Genomic DNA, 17,313 nt, shown 5'->3' on the forward strand with positions numbered 1-17,313 from the left:
ACCCCAGCCAGACCCGGGATTTGGTAAAAACCTCAGGGTTTTTAGGGCCTTCCCGCGCCTGCTCCATTGACTTTGGCCGATTCCCGCCTATGTTCCGGGGCGACGCGGCTCAGATCGAAGAGCGATTCCTGGGCCTTGCGCTTTGTTCGCGTGAGTCAGCACCCCCAGCTTCTTTGAGAGCGCGCCGTTTCGGGGTGGAACGCGACCAGCCTTATTACCCTCGATTCCGAACGGCGGTTTCGACCAGAGGCTCAATGTCCTTTTCAAATCTCGGACTGTCCGAAAAAGTCCTCGCCGCAGTGGCGGCCACCGGTTACACCAACCCCACCCCCATTCAGGAACAGGCGATCCCCCACGTCCTCGCACGCAAGGACGTGCTCGGCATCGCCCAGACCGGCACCGGCAAGACCGCGGCCTTCGTGCTGCCGATGCTCACCATCCTCGAAAAGGGCCGCGCCCGGGCGCGCATGCCGCGCACCCTGATCCTGGAGCCGACCCGCGAGCTCGCGGCGCAGGTGAAGGAAAACTTCGACCGCTACGGCGCCGGCCAGAAACTCAACGTCGCCCTGCTGATCGGCGGCGTCTCCTTCGGCGACCAGGATGCCAAGCTGATGCGCGGCGTCGACGTGCTTATCGCAACGCCGGGCCGCCTGCTCGACCATACCGAGCGCGGCGGTCTCCTGCTCACCGGCGTCGAGCTGCTCGTCATCGACGAAGCCGACCGCATGCTGGACATGGGCTTCATTCCCGACATCGAGCGCATCTGCAAGCTCGTCCCCTTCACCCGGCAGACCCTGTTCTTCACCGCGACCATGCCGCCGGAAATCCGGCGCATCACCGAAGCCTTCCTGCACAATCCGCAGAAGGTCGAAGTCTCCCGCCCCGCCACCACCGCCGTCACCGTCACGCAGGCCCAGGTGCCCGCCGGACGCGAAGCGCATGAGAAGCGCGAATTGCTTCGCCGCCTGCTGCGCGAGGCCAAGGATCTCAAGAACGCGATCATCTTCTGCAATCGCAAACGCGAGGTCGCGATCGTTCACAAATCGCTCCAGAAGCACGGCTTCAGCGTCGGCGCCCTGCATGGCGACATGGACCAGCCGGCCCGCATGGCCGCGCTCGACCAGTTCCGCAAGGGTGAGCTGCCCCTCCTCGTCGCCTCCGACGTCGCCGCGCGCGGTCTCGACATTCCCGAGGTCAGCCACGTCTTCAATTTCGACGTCCCCCATCACGCCGACGACTATGTCCACCGCATCGGCCGCACCGGCCGCGCCGGCCGCACCGGCACCGCGATCTCGATCGTGACGCCGCTCGACCAGAAGTCGATGGCCGCGATCGAGAAGCTGATCGGCCAGAGCATTCCGCGCGCCGAGGGCGATTTCGAAGTCCATGCGGATTCCGGTGAGCAAAGCGAGCGCTCGCGCGAGCCGCGCGGACGGGACCGCGAACGCTCCCGCGGTGGACGCGGCAAGCCGCAGCGCGGCGGTCGCGACCGTGAGCGCAGCCACGAGCCGCGCGAGGCGCGTGGCGAGCCAAGGCACGCATCGGAGGCAAGGCCTTCGGCAGAAGCACGGCCTGCACGCGAGGCAAGGCCTCCGCGCGAAGCCCGGCAATCATCCGAACCGCGTCACGGCGCGCGCCAGCAGGCCAACAATTCGCATGTGCCGTCGATCGGCCGCCCCGAGCCGCGCCGCCAGCGCGAGGTCGATACGGAGCCGGGCGATCATTCGCACCTGCCGGCCTTCCTGCTCCGGCCAGTGCGTTCGTCCCCCGCCGGCGCCTGAAGCGCGACGCGCTTCAGGCTGGTTGAGACAGACTGCCGCACAATTTTTCAGACGCATTCGTGAACGTATATTTACGGGGCGTTCACAATCGTCCGTTAGCCTACGAACATAATTTAAGCATTGCTGTGGTCGAGGGCGCTCCGACCGCTGTGGGGTATGTTCCGTGGTCAAGGTTCTCGACGAACACGAACGCACGCTGGCGTTCGCCGAGGTAGCACTCGGTCAGATCCGCTCGCTTCGCCAGACTGCAATTCCCCGCAACTACGAGATCTGGTACGTCTACGCCACCGGCTACAACGCACCGCTCAACAAGATCATCAACGAGACGCTGGCGCGCCACGGCAAGCTGACCGAAGCCGATCTCGAGCAGATCTACGAGACCTATCTCTCCCACATCAAGACCACCGACCGCATCGACAAGGTCGGCGCGCGCGTCATCGGCGAGATCGACGACGTGATGCGCGTGCTCAGCGATGCGCTCGGGATGACCGGCTCCTACGATGCGAGCCTGTCGGGCGCGTCCGAAAAGCTGTCGTCGGCCAAGAGTCGCGAGCAGATCAAGGCGATCGTCGAGACGCTGATGCGCTCGACCAGCGAGATGCGCGAGACCAACAAGGCGCTGGAAGACCGCCTGACACTGTCGAAGAGCGAGATCAGCAATCTCCAGCAGAGCCTCGAGGCGATCCGCGCCGAGAGCCTGACCGATCCGCTCACCGGCCTCGGCAACCGCAAATATTTCGACCGCATGATCGGCATGGCCGTGCAGAGCGCCCTCGCCTCGGGCGAGCCGCTGTCGCTGCTGCTGTTCGACATCGATCACTTCAAGTCGTTCAACGATTCCTACGGCCATCTCACCGGCGACCAGGTGCTGCGGCTCGTCGGCCTGTCGCTGAAGCAGACCATCAAGGGCCAGGACATCACCGCGCGCTATGGCGGCGAGGAATTCGCGGTGGTGCTGCCCAACACCGCGCTGCGCCAGGCCCTCACCGTCGCCGATCACATCCGCCGCGCGGTGATGGCGAAGGAATTGAAGAAGAAATCGACCGGCGAGATTCTCGGCCGCGTCACCATCTCCGTCGGCGTCTCCATGCTCAAGCAGGGCGACGACACCGACGCGCTGATCGAGCGTGCCGACGCCTGCCTCTACGCCGCCAAGCGCAACGGCCGCAACCGCGTGATCTGCGAAGCCGATCCGGAATTCGCGGTCGAGAGCCACAGCCGGGTGGCGTGAGCGGAATCCGCGCCGCTTGACATTCCAGCCTGACGACCAACATCTTCCTCGCCGCCTGACCGCGAGGACTTGTCGTCGTGCCCAATCCCCATGACTTCCATACGCCGCAACCGTCCTACACCAGGGACGAGCTGCTGAGATCGAGCGAAGGCGGCTATTTCGGCCCGGGCAATGCGCAATTGCCGGCGCCGCCGATGCTGATGATGGACCGCATCACCGAGATCAGTCTTGACGGCGGCGAATTCGGCAAGGGCCATATCGTCGGTGAACTCGACATCACACCAAGCCACTGGTTCTTCGATTGCCACTATCGCGGTGACGCGATGATGCCGGGAAGCCTCGGCCTCGATGCGATGTGGCAGATGATCGGCTACTGGCTCGGCTGGTCAGGCTCGCCGGGAAAAGGCCGGGCCATCGGCGTCGGCGAAGTCGAAGCCACGGGATGGGTCACGCCGCAGACGCGATGCGTGCGCTACGAGGTCGCGATGCGCATGATCCGGCGCGGCAAGCTGGTGCTCGGGATTGCCGACGGCCGCGTGCTTGCCGACGGTGTCTGTGTCTTCACGGCCAAGGACATGAGGGTCGGCCTGACAAAGGCCGCGGACTAATTCTCAGGTCCCGTAGGGTGGGCAAAGGCGCATCGCGCCGTGCCCACGACTTCTCGCGATGACAATCCTAATCGTGGGCACGCTCCGCTTTGCCCACCCTACGGCACCGTCTTCTTCGCTGCCTTGTGGACCGACCGCTTCTTCGCTGCGGCTTTCTTCGGCGCGACCTTCTTCGCAGGCTTCTTCGCCGCCGCCTTCTTCGCTTTCGGCCGCTTCTTCACCTTGGCGCGCTGGGCGGCGGCGAGCGCCGCCCTCGCCCATTGGGCAAGTTCTGCGGAATCGTCGAACAGGCGCGCGGGCAGCTCCCAGTAGGAGTTGACCACCACGGTCTTGGCGCGGGTCGAGTACTGGAACGGTTTCGAGCCTTCGGCTTCAAAGTCCGGGATGGTCACCTCGTCGGCGCGCAAGAACAGGCCGGCACGCAGCGACAGCGCGAAATTTGTGCCGTCGGCGGAGATGCCGTAGCCGGAGAACATCTTTCGGATGGTGACAGGGCCGAAATCGGCGAACAGGTCGATCAGGAATTCGCGGTCCATGGCCCGGGTGCCTCCCCATCGTCGTCCTGGCCTAGTGCGCAATTGCGCACGGGAGCCAGGACCCATTACCCCAGGGAGGAGTTTAGCGAAGACTTCCCGCCGTGCCAGTGTCGGTACTGGCACCGCCCATTACCGAGGCATCACGCGGTATGGGTCCTGGCTTTCGCCAGGACGACAGCTGAGCAAAACGCGAAAGCCGGGCTTACCCGTCGATCTTGGCCGGTCGCAGCTCGACCGACTCGCCGCAGCCGCAGGCGGAGACCTGGTTGGGATTGTTGAAGACGAACTGGGCCTGCATCTTGTCGGCCTTGTAGTCCATCTCGGTGCCGAGCAGGAACAGCACGGCCTTGGGGTCGACCAGGATCTTGACGCCCTTGTCCTCGACGACCTCGTCGGTCGGGCGGATCTCGTGGGCGTATTCCACCGTGTAGGACTGACCGGCGCAGCCGCCGTTCTTCACGCCGACGCGCAGGCCCACGATCTCGGAATCGGCGCGCTGGGTCAGCTCGGTAATGCGCTGGGCCGCGGCATCCGTCAGCCGCATCACCTGCGGACGCGGCCGCCGGGGTTTTGGTGAGGATGCTGGTGTTGCCTGGGTCATATCAGTGATGTGGTCCGTTGCGGCGCGAATTCAATGCCTGGGGTTCAAAGCAAGCGTTTACGCGTCACCACATGTTGAGCACGAGGCGGGCCTCGTCGCTCATGCGCTCCGGCGACCACGGCGGCTCCCAGACCACCTTGACGTCGACCACGCCGACACCGGGAACGCTGGCGACCGCGTTCTCGACCATGGTCGGCAGCTCGCCGGCGGCCGGACAGTTCGGCGTCGTCAGCGTCATCTGGACGTCGACGGAGCGGTCGTCCTTGATCTCGACCTTGTAGATCAGGCCAAGCTCGTAGATGTCGGCCGGGATTTCCGGGTCGAACACGGTCTTCAGCCCGGCGATGATCTCGCGGGTCAGCCGCTCGGTCTCCTCCGGCGGCAACGCCGAATGGGTCTCCATCGGATTGGCTTTGATTTCGGCCGTGTCACTCATGCGAACAAATCCCGCGCCTTCAGCAGCGCCTGTGCCAGATGATCGACTTCTTCCCGCGTATTATACATGCCGAACGAGGCGCGGCATGTGGCCGTGACGTTGAACCGCTCTAAAAGCGGCATGACGCAATGGGTGCCGGCGCGAACCGCGATGCCCTGGCGGTCGATCACGGTGGCGACGTCGTGGGCATGCGCGCCCTTGAGCTCGAAGGAGATCACCGGGCCCTTGCCGCGCGCCGTGCCGATCAGCCGCAGCGAGTTGATTTCGCGCAAGCGATCCTGGGCGTAGGTGACGAGGTCGTGCTCATGCGCAGCGATGCGCTCCTTGCCGATCGAATTGACATAGTCGATGGCGGCGCCAAGGCCGACGGCCTCGACAATCGCGGGCGTGCCCGCCTCGAACTTGTGCGGGGGATCGCCATAGGTGACGACCTCGCGCGACACTTCGCGGATCATCTCGCCGCCGCCGTTGAAGGGGCGCATCGCGACGAGGTGGTCGTACTTGGCCCAGAGCACGCCGATGCCGGTCGGACCGTAGACCTTATGGCCAGTGAAGACGTAGAAGTCGCAGCCGATGTCCTGGACGTCGACCGGAATATGCACCGCGCCCTGGCTGCCGTCGACCAGCACCGGGATGCCGCGGGCGTGGGCGATCTTCACGACGTCCTTAACCGGCACAATGGTGCCGAGCGCGTTCGACATCTGCGTGATCGCGACCAGCTTGGTCTTCGACGTCAGCAGCTTCTCGAACTCGTCGATGAGGAAATTGCCCTCGTCGTCGACTGGGGCCCACTTGATCACGGCGCCCTGGCGTTCCCTGAGGAAATGCCACGGCACGATGTTGGAGTGGTGCTCCATGATCGAGAGGACGATCTCGTCGCCGTCCCCGATGTTCGGCCCGCCCCAAGACGAGGCGACCAGATTGATCGCTTCCGTCGCGTTACGGGTGAAGATCACTTCCTCGGTACGGGCAGCGTTGATGAACTGCGCGACCTTGGCGCGGCCGCCCTCATAGGCTTCCGTCGCGGCATTGGCGAGGTAGTGCAGACCGCGATGCACGTTGGCGTATTCGCTCGTATAGGCCTGCGTCATGCGGTCGAGCACAGACTGGGGCTTCTGCGCGGAGGCCGCGTTGTCGAGATAGACGAGTGGCTTGCCGTAGACTTGCATGGCGAGCGCCGGAAAGTCCTGGCGCACGCGCGCAACATCGTAGGCGCCGTTCTTGACTGCCGGATGCGTGTTCATGACCGCCGCTCCAGCCAGCGCTCGGCGATGCCGATCACGTGCTCGCGCAAACCGTCATCGGCGATCTGCTCGATCGCCTCGCCGACGAAGGCCTGGATCAGCAGCGCCTGGGCCTGCTTCTCCGGCAGGCCGCGCGCCTTCAGATAGAACAAGAGGCTGTCGTCCAGCGCGCCGGCAGTGGCGCCGTGGCCGCAGGAGACGTCGTCGGCAAAGATTTCCAGCTCGGGCTTGTTGTCGGCCTCGGCTTCGTCCGAGAGCAAGAGTGCCCGGGTCATCATCTTGCCGTCGGTCTTCTGCGCGTCGGGACGGACGATGATGCGGCCCTGGAACACCGAATGGGCGCGATCGTCGATCACGGCGCGGAAGACCTCGCGGCTGACGCAGTTCGGCACGGCATGGTCGACGACCAGCGTGGTGTCGCCATGCTCGGTCTTCTGCAGCAGGTTCACGCCATTGGCCGAGAGCTCGCTGCCCTCACCCGAGAACGTAATGAAGCCCTGCAGGCGGCTGACCGCCGCGCCGGTCGTCATGTTGAAAAAGTTGAGCTTCACGTTGGCACCGACCGTGACGAAATGCGAGGTGACGTTCACCGCATCGGGCGCATCGTCCATCAGGCGGATATGCGCGACGTCGGCGTCATCGCCGATCGAGACGATGACGGCATCGTTGACCTGGTAGGCCTCGGCGCCGGTTGCGACAAAGCTCTCGACGATGGTAGCGCGAACGCCCTTCCCGATCGCAACCTGCGAGCGGGTGAAGGCCGATGCGGAAGCCGCGGTCGCGATGTGGATGATCTGGATCGGTGCGGACGGCTGCGCACCGTCGGCAATCGACAGAATCACGCCGTCTGTGGCCATCGCAGCGTTTAGCGCGATCACGGCATCGGTGGACGCAGTCTTCAAGAGACTGGCATCCTTCTCCAGCGTCTCACGAAGCGTCTTGAAGCCCGCCTCGGCGGCGAGCGCTTTCACGTCGGACAGATCAGCCGCGAACACGCCATCGACCAGCACCAGTTTGCGAGCGCCGTCGATCGCATGCGCCTTGACTGCGTCCGCGGCGCGCTTCAGCGCGGCCGCATCGGGGCTGGCCGCCAGCGGCAGCACCTCGCCGACCAGCGCGCGCAGATCGGTGTATTTCCATTCCTCGATCCGGCGGTGCGGCAGGCCGAGACGCTCATAGGCCTCGAACGCCTCGCGGCGCGCCGCGATCACGGCCGGCGAACCCGGCAAGCGGCCTTCAGCGCTGGCGAAGAGATCGCTCACCGCGCGGCCGTTCCCGGTCTTTGCCACAGCAACGTTCATCGCAAAATTCCTTACGCGTCCTCGAACTGGGTGTAGCCGGACGCCTCCAGCTCCAGCGCCAGATCCTTAGCGCCGCTCTTCACGACCCGACCGCGCGACATCACATGCACAAAATCAGGCACGATGTAGTTGAGCAGCCGCTGATAGTGGGTGATGACGACCATCGCGCGCCCCGGCGAGCGCAGCGCGTTGACGCCGTCGGCCGCAATGCGCAGCGCGTCGATGTCGAGGCCGGAATCCATCTCGTCGAGGATGCACAGGCTGGGCTCGAACAGCGCCATCTGCAGCACCTCGTTGCGCTTCTTCTCGCCGCCGGAGAAGCCGACATTGACGCCACGCTTGAGCATGTCCTGCGGGATGTTCAGCGACTTCGAGACTTCGCGGACCTTCTTCAGGAAGTCCGGGGTCGAATATTCGCTCTCGCCGCGCGCCTTGCGCTGCGCGTTCAGCGCGGTGCGCAGGAAGGTCATGGTGGCAACGCCGGGAATCTCGACCGGATACTGGAACGCCAGGAACACGCCCTTGGCGGCCCGCTCGTCCGGGTCCATCTCCAGGAGGTCCTCGCCCTTGAACAGGATCTGGCCGTCGGTGACCTCATAGCCGGGCTTGCCGGCGATGACATGGGAGAGCGTCGACTTGCCGGAGCCGTTCGGCCCCATGATCGCGTGCACCTCGCCCTCGTTCACAGTCAGCGTCAGCCCGTGGAGGATCTCACGCTCCTCGACACGAACCTTCAGGTCTTTCACTTCAAGCAAAGCCATCTTGGTATCCAGTCTATTCAATTGATGTTGGAGCGCCGGAGCGCGCCGCGAGGGTCGGCGATCAGCCGACCGACCCTTCGAGCGAGATCGAGATCAGCTTCTGCGCTTCCACCGCGAACTCCATCGGCAGCTGCTGCAGCACGTCCTTGACGAAGCCGTTGACGACGAGGCCGACCGCCTCTTCCTGCGAAAGTCCGCGCTGGATGCAGTAGAACAGCACGTCCTCGGAGATCTTCGAGGTCGTCGCTTCGTGCTCGAAGGTCGCGGACGAATTCTTCGCCTCGATATACGGCACGGTGTGCGCGCCGCATTTGTCGCCGATCAGCAAGGAGTCGCAGGCGGTGAAGTTGCGCGCGCCGGTTGCTTTCCGGTGCGCGGTGACGAGACCGCGATAGGTGTTCTGCGACTTGCCGGCGGCGATGCCCTTGGAGATGATCCGGCTCGACGTATTCTTGCCGAGATGGATCATCTTGGTGCCCGAATCGACCTGCTGGAAGCCGTTCGAGATCGCGATCGAGTAGAACTCGCCGCGCGAATTGTCGCCGCGCAGAATGCAGCTCGGATATTTCCAGGTGATCGCCGAACCGGTCTCGACCTGGGTCCAGGAAATCTTGGAATTGGCGCCGCGGCAGTCACCACGCTTGGTGACGAAATTGTAGATGCCGCCCTTGCCTTCCGAATTGCCGGGATACCAGTTCTGCACCGTCGAATATTTGATCTCGGCATCGTCATGCGCGACGAGCTCGACCACGGCGGCGTGCAGCTGATTCTCATCGCGCTGCGGCGCGGTGCAGCCCTCGAGATAGGAGACGTAGGAGCCCTTGTCGGCGATGATCAGCGTGCGCTCGAACTGGCCGGTGTTGCGCTCGTTGATGCGGAAATAGGTCGACAGCTCCATCGGGCAACGCACGCCCGGCGGCACGTAGACAAACGAGCCGTCAGAGAACACCGCCGAGTTCAGCGTCGCATAGAAATTGTCCGAGGTCGGAACCACCGATCCCAGATATTTCTGCACCAGCTCGGGGTGTTCGCGGATCGCTTCCGAAATCGGCATGAAGATCACGCCGGCCTTCTTCAGCTCGGCCTTGAACGTGGTCGCAACCGAGACCGAATCGAAGACCGCATCGACCGCAATCTTGCGGCGCGCGGGGTCTTCCTCGCCCACCTTCGGCTCGACGCCTTCGAGCATGGCGACTTCCCGCAAGGGGATGCCGAGCTTCTCGTAGGTCTTCAGGATCTCCGGATCGATCTCGTCCAGCGACGAGACCGCCTTCTTCGGCTTCGGCGCCGCGTAGTAATAGAGGTCCTGGAAGTCGATCTTGGGGTAGTCGACGCGCGCCCAGGTCGGCTCCGTCATGGTCAGCCAACGGCGATACGCCTCGAGCCGCCACTGGAGCATCCAGGCGGGTTCGTTCTTTTTCTGTGAGATGAATTTTACGATCTCTTCCGACAGCCCCTTGGGGGCCTTCTCGGAGTCGATCAGGGTTTCAAACCCATAACGATACTGATCGACGTCGATGCGCTTCACGCGATCGACCGTCTCTTGGACGGCTGGCATTCTATCCTCCGCTCGCGGTTTCAAGGACCGCGGTGGATCAAACTTGGACGAGTATTACGATGTTTTTTGGCAGAAAGCACGGGCTTAGAACCGTTCGAGCCGTGTTTCGTCGCTTACCCTCTAAGTAGGGTATTACCGAGCTTTCGCCAAGCCTCTAACGCCCTATTGATGTCCTCTGGCTCCGTGGACCAGCCCAGACTGAGGCGCACCGCTCCCTGGGCCGTCGCGGGGTCGTACCCCATCGCCGACAGCACATGGGATGGCTGGACCTTGCCCGAGGAGCACGCCGAACCGGAGGACACCGCGACCCCTTCGAGGTCAAAGCCAATCACGGCGGTCTCGGCCTTGAGGCCGCGCGCCGTGAACAGAGTGGTATTGGATAACCGTACCACATCGTCCGAAAAGATCATCGCCCCGGCAATCGCCCTAATGCCATTTTCCAAGCGATCTCTGAGGGTTGCCATCCGCTCCGCATCCTCCGGCAGAGCCTGAAGCGCAGCCTTCACGGCTGCGCCGAAGCCGGCGATGCCCGCGACATTCTCGGTGCCGGCCCGCCGATTCAGCTCCTGCCCGCCCCCTCTCAGCAGCGGCTCCAGTCCCGAAATCCCCTCCGCCACGACCAGCGCCCCGACGCCCTTGGGACCGCCGATCTTGTGCGCAGAAAAGGTCGCAAGGTCCGCGCCTATCTCATTAATATTAAATGCGATTTTGCCGAGCGCCTGGATCGCATCGACGTGCAGGAGGCCGCCGGCCTTGTGAACGATCCGCGCCGCCTCGGCGACCGGCTGGAGTGCGCCGGTCTCGTTGTTGGCGGCCATGATCGAGACCAGCGCAGGCGGCCCGTCCATGAGCTGCGCCTTCAGGTCATCGAGGTCGACCACGCCGGCGCGCGTCACCCTGACCTGGCTGACCTTGTCCGCCGGAAACCGGCCACCTGACAGCACCGAGGCGTGCTCGACGGCCGAGACCAGCAGCCGCTCGACGGGCCCCCCAGACGGTCCCCGTAGACCAGGCGACAGCGCCAGCGCATTGGCCTCGGTGCCAGCGGAGGTGAAGACGACATTGCGCGGGAGTCCACCGACCGCAGCCGCAAGCGCGGCACGGGCGTCCTCGACCAGCCGCCGCGCCTCGCGTCCTTCGGCATGGACCGAGGAGGGATTGCCGAGCAGGTCCCAGGCCGCGAGCATCGCGGCGCGCGCCTCGGAGCGAAGCGGCGTCGTCGCATTCCAGTCGAGATACACACGGGTCGGCATAGAGTAATATATTACCTTGTATTCACAGAGGCCCGCCTCCCGCCCCGACATGGGCCGCGGCCGCGCCCTTGGCAACCTGATTCCAGCCGCTCGCGTCCCGGTGACACGCCCATGACACGCTAACGTCTTGAGCCCATTGACCGATGTTCAAGATGCTTGCTTTTTGCCCCTGCGCCCATGTTAGAACGCGGCCGTCAAGTCACCGCGCGCCGTTTGCGCATCACCGCGAGGCGCACGCCTTCTCACCTTTCATTCGCGCTTTCGTCGGCATTCGCCGATGAAGCCACAATCGGTTGATTGCCGAGGATCCTCGCTCCAGCACATCAATCAAGAGATCACCGATGCCTGAAGTCATTTTCGCCGGCCCCGCCGGCCGTCTCGAAGGCCGCTATCACCCGGCCAAGCAAAAGAACGCGCCGATCGCGATGATTCTGCATCCGCATCCGCAGTTTCACGGCACGATGAACCATCAGATCGTGTACCAGTGCTACTACGCCTTCGCCCATCGCGGCTTCTCGGTGCTGCGCTTCAATTTCCGCGGCGTCGGCCGCAGCCAGGGCTCGTTCGACCATGGCACCGGCGAATTGTCGGATGCGGCGGCGGCGCTCGACTGGGCGCAGACCATCAATCCCGAAGCGCGCGCCTGCTGGGTCGCCGGTTTCTCCTTCGGCGCCTGGATCGGCATGCAGCTCCTGATGCGCCGCCCCGAGGTCGAAGGCTTCATCTCGATCGCGCCGCCGGCCAACCTCTACGACTTCTCGTTCCTCGCGCCCTGCCCGTCCTCTGGGCTCATCGTGCATGGCGAGAAGGACGCGGTGGTGCCGCCGAAGGACGTCAACACGCTGGTCGAGAAGCTGAAGACGCAGAAGGGCATCGTGATCGACCAGCAGATCATCCCCGGCGCCAACCACTTCTTCGACGCCAAGCTCGAGCCGCTGATGGAAACCATCACCGCGTATCTCGACATGCGCCTGGCGAACGTGCGGTAAGCACGAGCGCTCAAGCCAGCTTCAGCGCGACGATCCCCATCAAGACGAGCGCGATGCCCGCAAGCTTCATCGCGCTCAAGGTCTCGCCGAACAGCACGACGCCCATGACGAAGGTGCCGGCAGCCCCGATGCCGGTCCACACCGAATAGGCGACGCCGACCTCGAGCACCTTCAGCGCCCGCCCGAGCAGGAAGACGAAGGCGGCGAGCAGCATCAGCGAGACGATGCTCCAGCCCACGCGCGTGTAGCCTTCCGCGTATTTCATCGAGATCGCCCAGCCGACATCAAGCGCGCCGGCGACCGCCAGCATCAGCCAGGCCAAGGATTGCGACATCGGCTTACGCTCAGGCCGCGAGCTTGAGCAGATGCGCGTCGTGGCGAACGAGGAAGGCGCGCAGCAATTGCGGATAGTCCGCGCCGACTGCGGTGCGCACGCTCGGACGTTTCGCGAGCTCGGCTCGCCACGCCCGGACCTTCGGCACATCGCGGAAGATGCCGTGCTCGGTCAGCTCGTCGAACAGGTCGAAGTAGCGGAAGATCGGTGCGAACACCGCATCGACGAGGCTGAACGCATTGCCCGCAAAAAACGGCCCTGCGCCAAGCGCCGCCTCGACACGCGCGAATTTCGCCGCAAGCGCCTGGCGCTTGCTGTCGAACGTCGCCGGATCGGTCGTCGTCTCTAGCCCCCAGAGATCGCCGAGGATCGCCGAGCCGAACTCCATCCAGGCGCGGTGCTCGGCGCGACTCAACGCATCCGCCGGGTGCAGCTTCGCGCCGCCTTGCGTCTCCTCGATGTACTCGCAGATCACGTTGCTCTCGAACAGCGCAACCTCGCCCATCTCGGTCGCCACCACCAGCACCGGCACCTTGCCGAGCGGCGACAGCTTGAGAAACCAGTCGGGCTTATTGGCGAGATCGATGTCGATCCGCTCGAACGGAACGCCCTTCTCCTTCAGCGCGATCACGGCGCGCTGCACGTAGGGACAAAGCTTGTGGCTGATCAGTTTCAGTGAAGCGGTCATGGCGGCGATCCCGGCGGTTCGATGCGACTGCATCCAATATAGATGCATTTGCATATAACGTCAAGATCAATGCACGCGCATCAATCCGCCTCAGGGCCGCGCAATCACCCCGCCCGTCATCGGCATCGGCACGCCCGTGGTGGCGGGATAGGACAGCGGCAGGCCCTTCAGGCCGCGCGCGGCGAGGAAGCCGAAGGCCTGCGCCTCGATGGCGTCGGAGGCCCAGCCGACCGTCTCGGCGGCCTCGACGGTCGCCGACCCCACCCGGTCCCGCAGCATGCGCAGCATGGTGAGGTTGCGGGCGCCGCCGCCGCAGATGATCCAGCTGCGCGGCCGGCGCGGCAGCAGCGGGATGACCCGGGCGATCGCGGCGGCGGTGAAGGCGGTGAGCGTGGCCGCGCCGTCGGCCGGCGCCACGTCGCCGAGCTTGAGCGCGGCAAAGTCATTGCGGTCGAGCGATTTCGGCGGCGGGCTAGCGAAGAACGGCAATTCCAGCGCACGGGCGATCCAGGCTTCATCCGCCTTGCCGAGCGCTGCGAACTTGCCGTCCGCGTCGAAGGCCTGGTTCATGGTGCGGTACATGAAATCGTCGAGCAGCGCATTGCCCGGCCCGGTGTCGCAGGCGATCAGCGTGTCGTTGCCGTCGATATAGGTGATGTTGGAGACGCCGCCGATATTGACCACGACGATCGGCCCCTCGCGCTCCAGCGAATTGGCCAGCGCCCGGTGGTAGACCGGTACGAACGGCGCGCCCTGCCCGCCGGCTTCGACGTCGGCGGCGCGGAAGTCGTACATCACGGGAATATGGATCGCCCTGGCGAGCGCCGGTGCATCGCCGATCTGCACCGTCAGCCGCTTCTCGGGACGGTGGAGCACGGTCTGGCCATGGAAACCGACGATGTCGATGTCCTCCGGCCTCATCCGGTTCTGGGCGACGAAGGCGGCCACCGCCTCGGCATGGGCCAGCGTCACCGCGCGCTCCGCCTCGGCCAGGATCCCCGGCCGGGCGTGGCGCTGCGACAGGTGGACCGCCTCGGAGAGCGCCTGGCGCAGCAGGTTGCGCTCGGCCGGGCTATAGGGCCGGTAGCCGGACGGCCCGAACGCCTTCACCTGCTTTCCGTCGGTTTCGATCAGCGCGACGTCGACCCCGTCCAGCGAGGTGCCGCTCATCAAACCGAGTGCCGTCAACATCATGGATCAGCGTCCTCAACAGACCCCCTCCGGCATGCCGATCTTGTGCCAGAGGGACACATCTTATAATGCCACAGCGCCAAGTGGCGGGCAGCAACCGAGTTCCCACGGAAGACACTTAAATTGCTCCCGAAACAGTAAACCAAGAATTGTCAGGCACGCCGACAGATGACTGCATTTAAATCGGATTTCCTCAACACCCTGCAGGAACGTGGATTCATCCACCAATGCTCCGATTTCGAGGGGCTGGACGCCCTCGCCGCCAAGGGCGAGGCGACCGCCTATGTCGGCTACGATTGCACCGCCCGCTCGCTGCATATCGGCAACTACCTGACCATGATGATGCTGCACTGGCTGCAGCAGTCCGGCAACAAGCCGATCACCCTGATGGGCGGCGGCACCACCATGGTGGGCGATCCCTCCGGCAAGGACGAGACGCGCGCGATCCGCACCGTCGCCGAGATCGAGTCCAACAAGGAATCGATCCGCGGCGTGTTCGCAAAAGTGCTGAAATATGGCGATGGCAAGAGCGACGCCATCATGCTCGACAATGCGGAGTGGCTCACAAAACTCAACTGGATCGAGATGCTGCGCGACGTCGGCCGGCACTTCTCGGTCAACCGCATGCTGACGATGGACTCCGTGCGCCTGCGCCTCGAGCGCGAGCACGAGATGAGCTTCATCGAGTTCAACTATATGGTCTGCCAGGCCTACGACTTCGTCGAGCTCGCCAAGCGCACCGGCTGCAAATTGCAGATGGGTGGCTCGGACCAATGGGGCAACATCATCATGGGCGTCGATCTCGGCCGGCGCATGGGCACCCATCAGCTGTTCGCGCTGACGACGCCGCTGCTGACGACCGCCTCCGGTGCCAAGATGGGCAAGACCGCGCAAGGCGCGGTGTGGCTCAACGCCGACCAGTTCTCGCCCTATGATTTCTGGCAGTACTGGCGCAACACCGAGGATGCCGACGTCGGCAAATTCCTGAAGCTGTTCACGACGCTGTCGATGGCCGAGATCAAGAAGCTCGAGGCGCTCGGCGGCTCGGAGATCAACGAGGCCAAGAAGGTGCTCGCGACCGAGGCGACCGCGCTGCTGCACGGCCGCGACGCAGCAAACGAAGCAGCCGAAACCGCGCGCCGCACTTTTGAGGAAGGCGCGCTGGCGGAGAGTCTCCCAACCGTGGAAATTCCGCGCGGCGAACTCGACGCAGGGCTCGGCGTGCTCAACGCCTTCGTGAAGGCGGGCCTGGTTGCCTCCAACGGCGAGGCTCGCCGCCAGATCAAGGGCGGCGGCCTGCGCGTCAACGACGCGCCCGTCACCGACGAGAAGATGGCGCTCTCAGCGGCCAATCTGACGCCGGAAGGCGTGGTCAAGCTGTCCTTCGGCAAGAAGAAGCACGTCCTGATCAGGCCTGCATAGGCGTATGAGCTTTTGATGCTTGTCAGGGCGCGCCGATGCGCGCTCCCTGACAGGCAATGGACCAGAACACGCCCAGGGAGACGAACAAAGACGGCCTCGCGGCGACACCGCAAGGTGCCGTGCGCATCGCGCTTACCGTGCTCGCGCTCTGCTTCACACTGGCCGTACTGGGACGCGGGCTCGGCGACAGCTTTACGGTGTTCCTGAAGCCGATCTCGGAAAGCTTTGGCTGGGACCGTGCGCAGATCGTTTCGGTCTATTCACTCACCTGGCTTGCGAGCGGCCTCACCGCCCCCTTCGTCGGACGCCTGTTCGATCATTCCGGACCGCGCATCGTCTATGCGCTCGGCCTGCTGCTGCTCGGCGCGGCCTTCCTGATCGCGGCGCACGCCCAGCATCTGTGGCAGTTCCAGCTCTCGATCGGCCTCTGCGTCGGCATCGGCATCGCCTTCATCGGCATCGTACCGAACTCGATCCTGCTCGGCCGCTGGTTCGGGCCGCGCCTGCCGACCGCGATGTCGGTGGTGTATTCGGCGATGGGCGGCGGTGTGCTGGCGCTGCTGCCGGCCTCGCAGCTGCTGATCGATCACATCGGCTGGCGCGACGCCTACCAGCTGTTCGGCTTTGCCGCATTGGGCCTGCTGGTGCCGCTCCTGCTGCTGCCGTGGCGGCTGTTCGCTGCGGGCTCGCCGCATGTCGTGAAGAGGACCGATCCTGACTTCGTCGACAACGGCTGGACGCTGCTTCGCGCGATGCGCCACCACGCCTTCTGGGCGCTGTTCTCGACCTTCTTCTTCACCGCCGTCGGCATGTATGCGATCGCAGCTCAAATCGTGGCCTATCTGATCGACGCCGGGTTTCCACCGCTCCAGGCCGCGACCGCCTGGGGCTTCTCCGGCGTCGTGCTGGTGTTCGGCATGCTCGGCGTCTCCGCGCTCGACGGGCTGATCGGACGCCGGCCGTCCGTGCTCTTGAGCTACGCGATCTCGATCCTCGGCATCGTCCTGCTCTGGCTGCTGCAATATTCGCCGAACATCTTCCTGCTCACCGGCTTCGTCGTCTGCTTCGGCAGCATGATGGGCTCGCGCGGCCCGCTGATCAGCGCGACCGCGATGCGGATCTTCCAGGGCAAGCGCATGGGCACCATCTACGGCACGATCTCGATCGGCAGCGGCCTCGGCTCGGCGTTCGGCTCCTGGAGCGGCGGCCTGATCCATGACGCAACCCATGGCTACAACGCGCTGCTCGCCTTCGCACTTGCGAGCGTGGTGCTCGGAATGATTCCATTTCTGATTGTGCCCGCCTTGCGGCGCTAGGTATCTCAGGGGTAACCTGATCGCATTCGCGTCACCGGACAATTACGGATGGGACCGGCGCGA

17 protein-coding genes are annotated in these 17,313 nt (G+C 64.5%); 6 read left to right on the forward strand and 11 right to left on the reverse strand.

Annotation, left to right across the window (positions count from 1 at the left end):
* Window positions 1–254 precede the first annotated feature (254 nt).
* The 3 genes from JQ635_RS01755 (at window position 255) to fabA (ending at window position 3,620) form a co-directional block, all read left to right on the forward strand.
* On the forward strand, window positions 255–1,781 hold the full coding sequence (locus tag JQ635_RS01755; RefSeq protein WP_211408151.1) for a DEAD/DEAH box helicase: 1,527 nt from the start codon (window positions 255–257) through the stop codon (window positions 1,779–1,781).
* A 163-nt stretch (window positions 1,782–1,944) separates the two neighbouring features.
* A complete protein-coding gene (locus tag JQ635_RS01760; protein WP_211408152.1) occupies window positions 1,945–3,012 on the forward strand; it encodes a GGDEF domain-containing protein in 1,068 nt (355 codons plus the stop codon).
* Window positions 3,013–3,089: 77 nt separating this feature from the next.
* Complete coding sequence (gene fabA / locus JQ635_RS01765; protein WP_211408153.1) at window positions 3,090–3,620, forward strand: bifunctional 3-hydroxydecanoyl-ACP dehydratase/trans-2-decenoyl-ACP isomerase; 531 nt, start codon at window positions 3,090–3,092, stop codon at window positions 3,618–3,620.
* A 98-nt stretch (window positions 3,621–3,718) separates the two neighbouring features.
* On the opposite strand, the gene JQ635_RS01770 is transcribed toward fabA, so the two are convergent.
* The 8 genes from JQ635_RS01770 to JQ635_RS01805 all read right to left on the reverse strand — a co-directional run bounded on the left by JQ635_RS01770 (window position 3,719) and on the right by JQ635_RS01805 (window position 11,310).
* Window positions 3,719–4,156 (reverse strand): TfoX/Sxy family protein, encoded by a 438-nt coding sequence (locus JQ635_RS01770; RefSeq protein WP_211408154.1) that lies wholly within the window; start codon window positions 4,154–4,156, stop codon window positions 3,719–3,721.
* Between the two features lie 202 nt (window positions 4,157–4,358).
* Window positions 4,359–4,757, reverse strand: coding sequence for a HesB/IscA family protein (locus JQ635_RS01775; protein ID WP_026311794.1), 399 nt, complete (start codon window positions 4,755–4,757; stop codon window positions 4,359–4,361).
* A 64-nt stretch (window positions 4,758–4,821) separates the two neighbouring features.
* A complete protein-coding gene (locus JQ635_RS01780) occupies window positions 4,822–5,193 on the reverse strand; it encodes an SUF system Fe-S cluster assembly protein (RefSeq protein ID WP_018641712.1) in 372 nt (123 codons plus the stop codon).
* Window positions 5,190–6,437 (reverse strand): cysteine desulfurase, encoded by a 1,248-nt coding sequence (locus JQ635_RS01785; RefSeq protein WP_211408155.1) that lies wholly within the window; start codon window positions 6,435–6,437, stop codon window positions 5,190–5,192. Before JQ635_RS01785 ends, JQ635_RS01780 begins: the two co-directional genes overlap by 4 nt.
* The gene (gene sufD, locus JQ635_RS01790) at window positions 6,434–7,738 is read right to left on the reverse strand and encodes a Fe-S cluster assembly protein SufD (protein WP_211408156.1); all 1,305 of its coding nucleotides are present in this window, start codon (window positions 7,736–7,738) and stop codon (window positions 6,434–6,436) included. Before sufD ends, JQ635_RS01785 begins: the two co-directional genes overlap by 4 nt.
* 11 nt (window positions 7,739–7,749) lie before the next feature.
* Complete coding sequence (gene sufC / locus JQ635_RS01795) at window positions 7,750–8,499, reverse strand: Fe-S cluster assembly ATPase SufC (RefSeq protein WP_183239391.1); 750 nt, start codon at window positions 8,497–8,499, stop codon at window positions 7,750–7,752.
* 61 nt (window positions 8,500–8,560) lie between these two features.
* Window positions 8,561–10,057: a Fe-S cluster assembly protein SufB gene (gene sufB / locus JQ635_RS01800; RefSeq protein ID WP_211408157.1), complete on the reverse strand. Its 1,497-nt coding sequence runs from the start codon at window positions 10,055–10,057 to the stop codon at window positions 8,561–8,563.
* 113 nt (window positions 10,058–10,170) lie between these two features.
* Complete coding sequence (locus JQ635_RS01805) at window positions 10,171–11,310, reverse strand: cysteine desulfurase family protein (protein ID WP_211408158.1); 1,140 nt, start codon at window positions 11,308–11,310, stop codon at window positions 10,171–10,173.
* Window positions 11,311–11,651: 341 nt separating this feature from the next.
* Here JQ635_RS01805 and JQ635_RS01810 point away from each other — a divergent pair, with 341 nt between their 5' ends.
* A complete protein-coding gene (locus JQ635_RS01810) occupies window positions 11,652–12,299 on the forward strand; it encodes an alpha/beta hydrolase (protein WP_018641706.1) in 648 nt (215 codons plus the stop codon).
* Window positions 12,300–12,309: 10 nt separating this feature from the next.
* Here the strand turns inward: JQ635_RS01810 and JQ635_RS01815 are convergent, their stop codons facing one another.
* From JQ635_RS01815 to JQ635_RS01825, 3 genes are all read right to left on the reverse strand, one after another.
* Window positions 12,310–12,633 carry a DMT family transporter gene (locus tag JQ635_RS01815; protein ID WP_211408159.1) on the reverse strand — a complete coding sequence of 108 codons (324 nt, stop codon included), beginning with the start codon at window positions 12,631–12,633 and terminating at the stop codon, window positions 12,310–12,312.
* 10 nt (window positions 12,634–12,643) lie between these two features.
* On the reverse strand, window positions 12,644–13,321 hold the full coding sequence (locus JQ635_RS01820; protein WP_211408160.1) for a glutathione S-transferase family protein: 678 nt from the start codon (window positions 13,319–13,321) through the stop codon (window positions 12,644–12,646).
* 90 nt (window positions 13,322–13,411) lie between these two features.
* Window positions 13,412–14,515 (reverse strand): anhydro-N-acetylmuramic acid kinase, encoded by a 1,104-nt coding sequence (locus JQ635_RS01825; protein ID WP_211408161.1) that lies wholly within the window; start codon window positions 14,513–14,515, stop codon window positions 13,412–13,414.
* Between the two features lie 165 nt (window positions 14,516–14,680).
* On the opposite strand from JQ635_RS01825, the gene tyrS reads away from it, so the two are divergent.
* Both tyrS and JQ635_RS01835 read left to right on the forward strand, forming a co-directional pair.
* A complete protein-coding gene (gene tyrS / locus JQ635_RS01830; protein WP_211408162.1) occupies window positions 14,681–15,934 on the forward strand; it encodes a tyrosine--tRNA ligase in 1,254 nt (417 codons plus the stop codon).
* 56 nt (window positions 15,935–15,990) lie between these two features.
* The gene (locus JQ635_RS01835) at window positions 15,991–17,250 is read left to right on the forward strand and encodes an MFS transporter (RefSeq protein ID WP_211408163.1); all 1,260 of its coding nucleotides are present in this window, start codon (window positions 15,991–15,993) and stop codon (window positions 17,248–17,250) included.
* The last annotated feature ends 63 nt before the right edge of the window (window positions 17,251–17,313 follow it).

Source organism: Bradyrhizobium iriomotense (assembly GCF_018130765.1).
Classification (GTDB): Bacteria; Pseudomonadota; Alphaproteobacteria; order Rhizobiales; family Xanthobacteraceae; genus Bradyrhizobium; species Bradyrhizobium iriomotense_A.

Bases quoted from the DNA above. Each gene is read 5' to 3' on its own strand.
- JQ635_RS01755 (WP_211408151.1), top strand. From the start codon at position 255: ATGTCCTTTTCAAATCTCGGACTGTCCGAAAAAGTCCTCGCCGCAGTG.
- JQ635_RS01770 (WP_211408154.1), bottom strand. From the start codon at position 4,156: ATGGACCGCGAATTCCTGATCGACCTGTTCGCCGATTTCGGCCCTGTC.
- JQ635_RS01775 (WP_026311794.1), bottom strand. From the start codon at position 4,757: ATGACCCAGGCAACACCAGCATCCTCACCAAAACCCCGGCGGCCGCGT.
- JQ635_RS01780 (WP_018641712.1), bottom strand. From the start codon at position 5,193: ATGAGTGACACGGCCGAAATCAAAGCCAATCCGATGGAGACCCATTCG.
- JQ635_RS01785 (WP_211408155.1), bottom strand. From the start codon at position 6,437: ATGAACACGCATCCGGCAGTCAAGAACGGCGCCTACGATGTTGCGCGC.
- sufD (WP_211408156.1), bottom strand. From the start codon at position 7,738: ATGAACGTTGCTGTGGCAAAGACCGGGAACGGCCGCGCGGTGAGCGAT.
- sufC (WP_183239391.1), bottom strand. From the start codon at position 8,499: ATGGCTTTGCTTGAAGTGAAAGACCTGAAGGTTCGTGTCGAGGAGCGT.
- sufB (WP_211408157.1), bottom strand. From the start codon at position 10,057: ATGCCAGCCGTCCAAGAGACGGTCGATCGCGTGAAGCGCATCGACGTC.
- JQ635_RS01805 (WP_211408158.1), bottom strand. From the start codon at position 11,310: ATGCCGACCCGTGTGTATCTCGACTGGAATGCGACGACGCCGCTTCGC.
- JQ635_RS01810 (WP_018641706.1), top strand. From the start codon at position 11,652: ATGCCTGAAGTCATTTTCGCCGGCCCCGCCGGCCGTCTCGAAGGCCGC.
- JQ635_RS01815 (WP_211408159.1), bottom strand. From the start codon at position 12,633: ATGTCGCAATCCTTGGCCTGGCTGATGCTGGCGGTCGCCGGCGCGCTT.
- JQ635_RS01820 (WP_211408160.1), bottom strand. From the start codon at position 13,321: ATGACCGCTTCACTGAAACTGATCAGCCACAAGCTTTGTCCCTACGTG.
- JQ635_RS01825 (WP_211408161.1), bottom strand. From the start codon at position 14,515: ATGATGTTGACGGCACTCGGTTTGATGAGCGGCACCTCGCTGGACGGG.
- tyrS (WP_211408162.1), top strand. From the start codon at position 14,681: ATGACTGCATTTAAATCGGATTTCCTCAACACCCTGCAGGAACGTGGA.
- JQ635_RS01835 (WP_211408163.1), top strand. From the start codon at position 15,991: ATGGACCAGAACACGCCCAGGGAGACGAACAAAGACGGCCTCGCGGCG.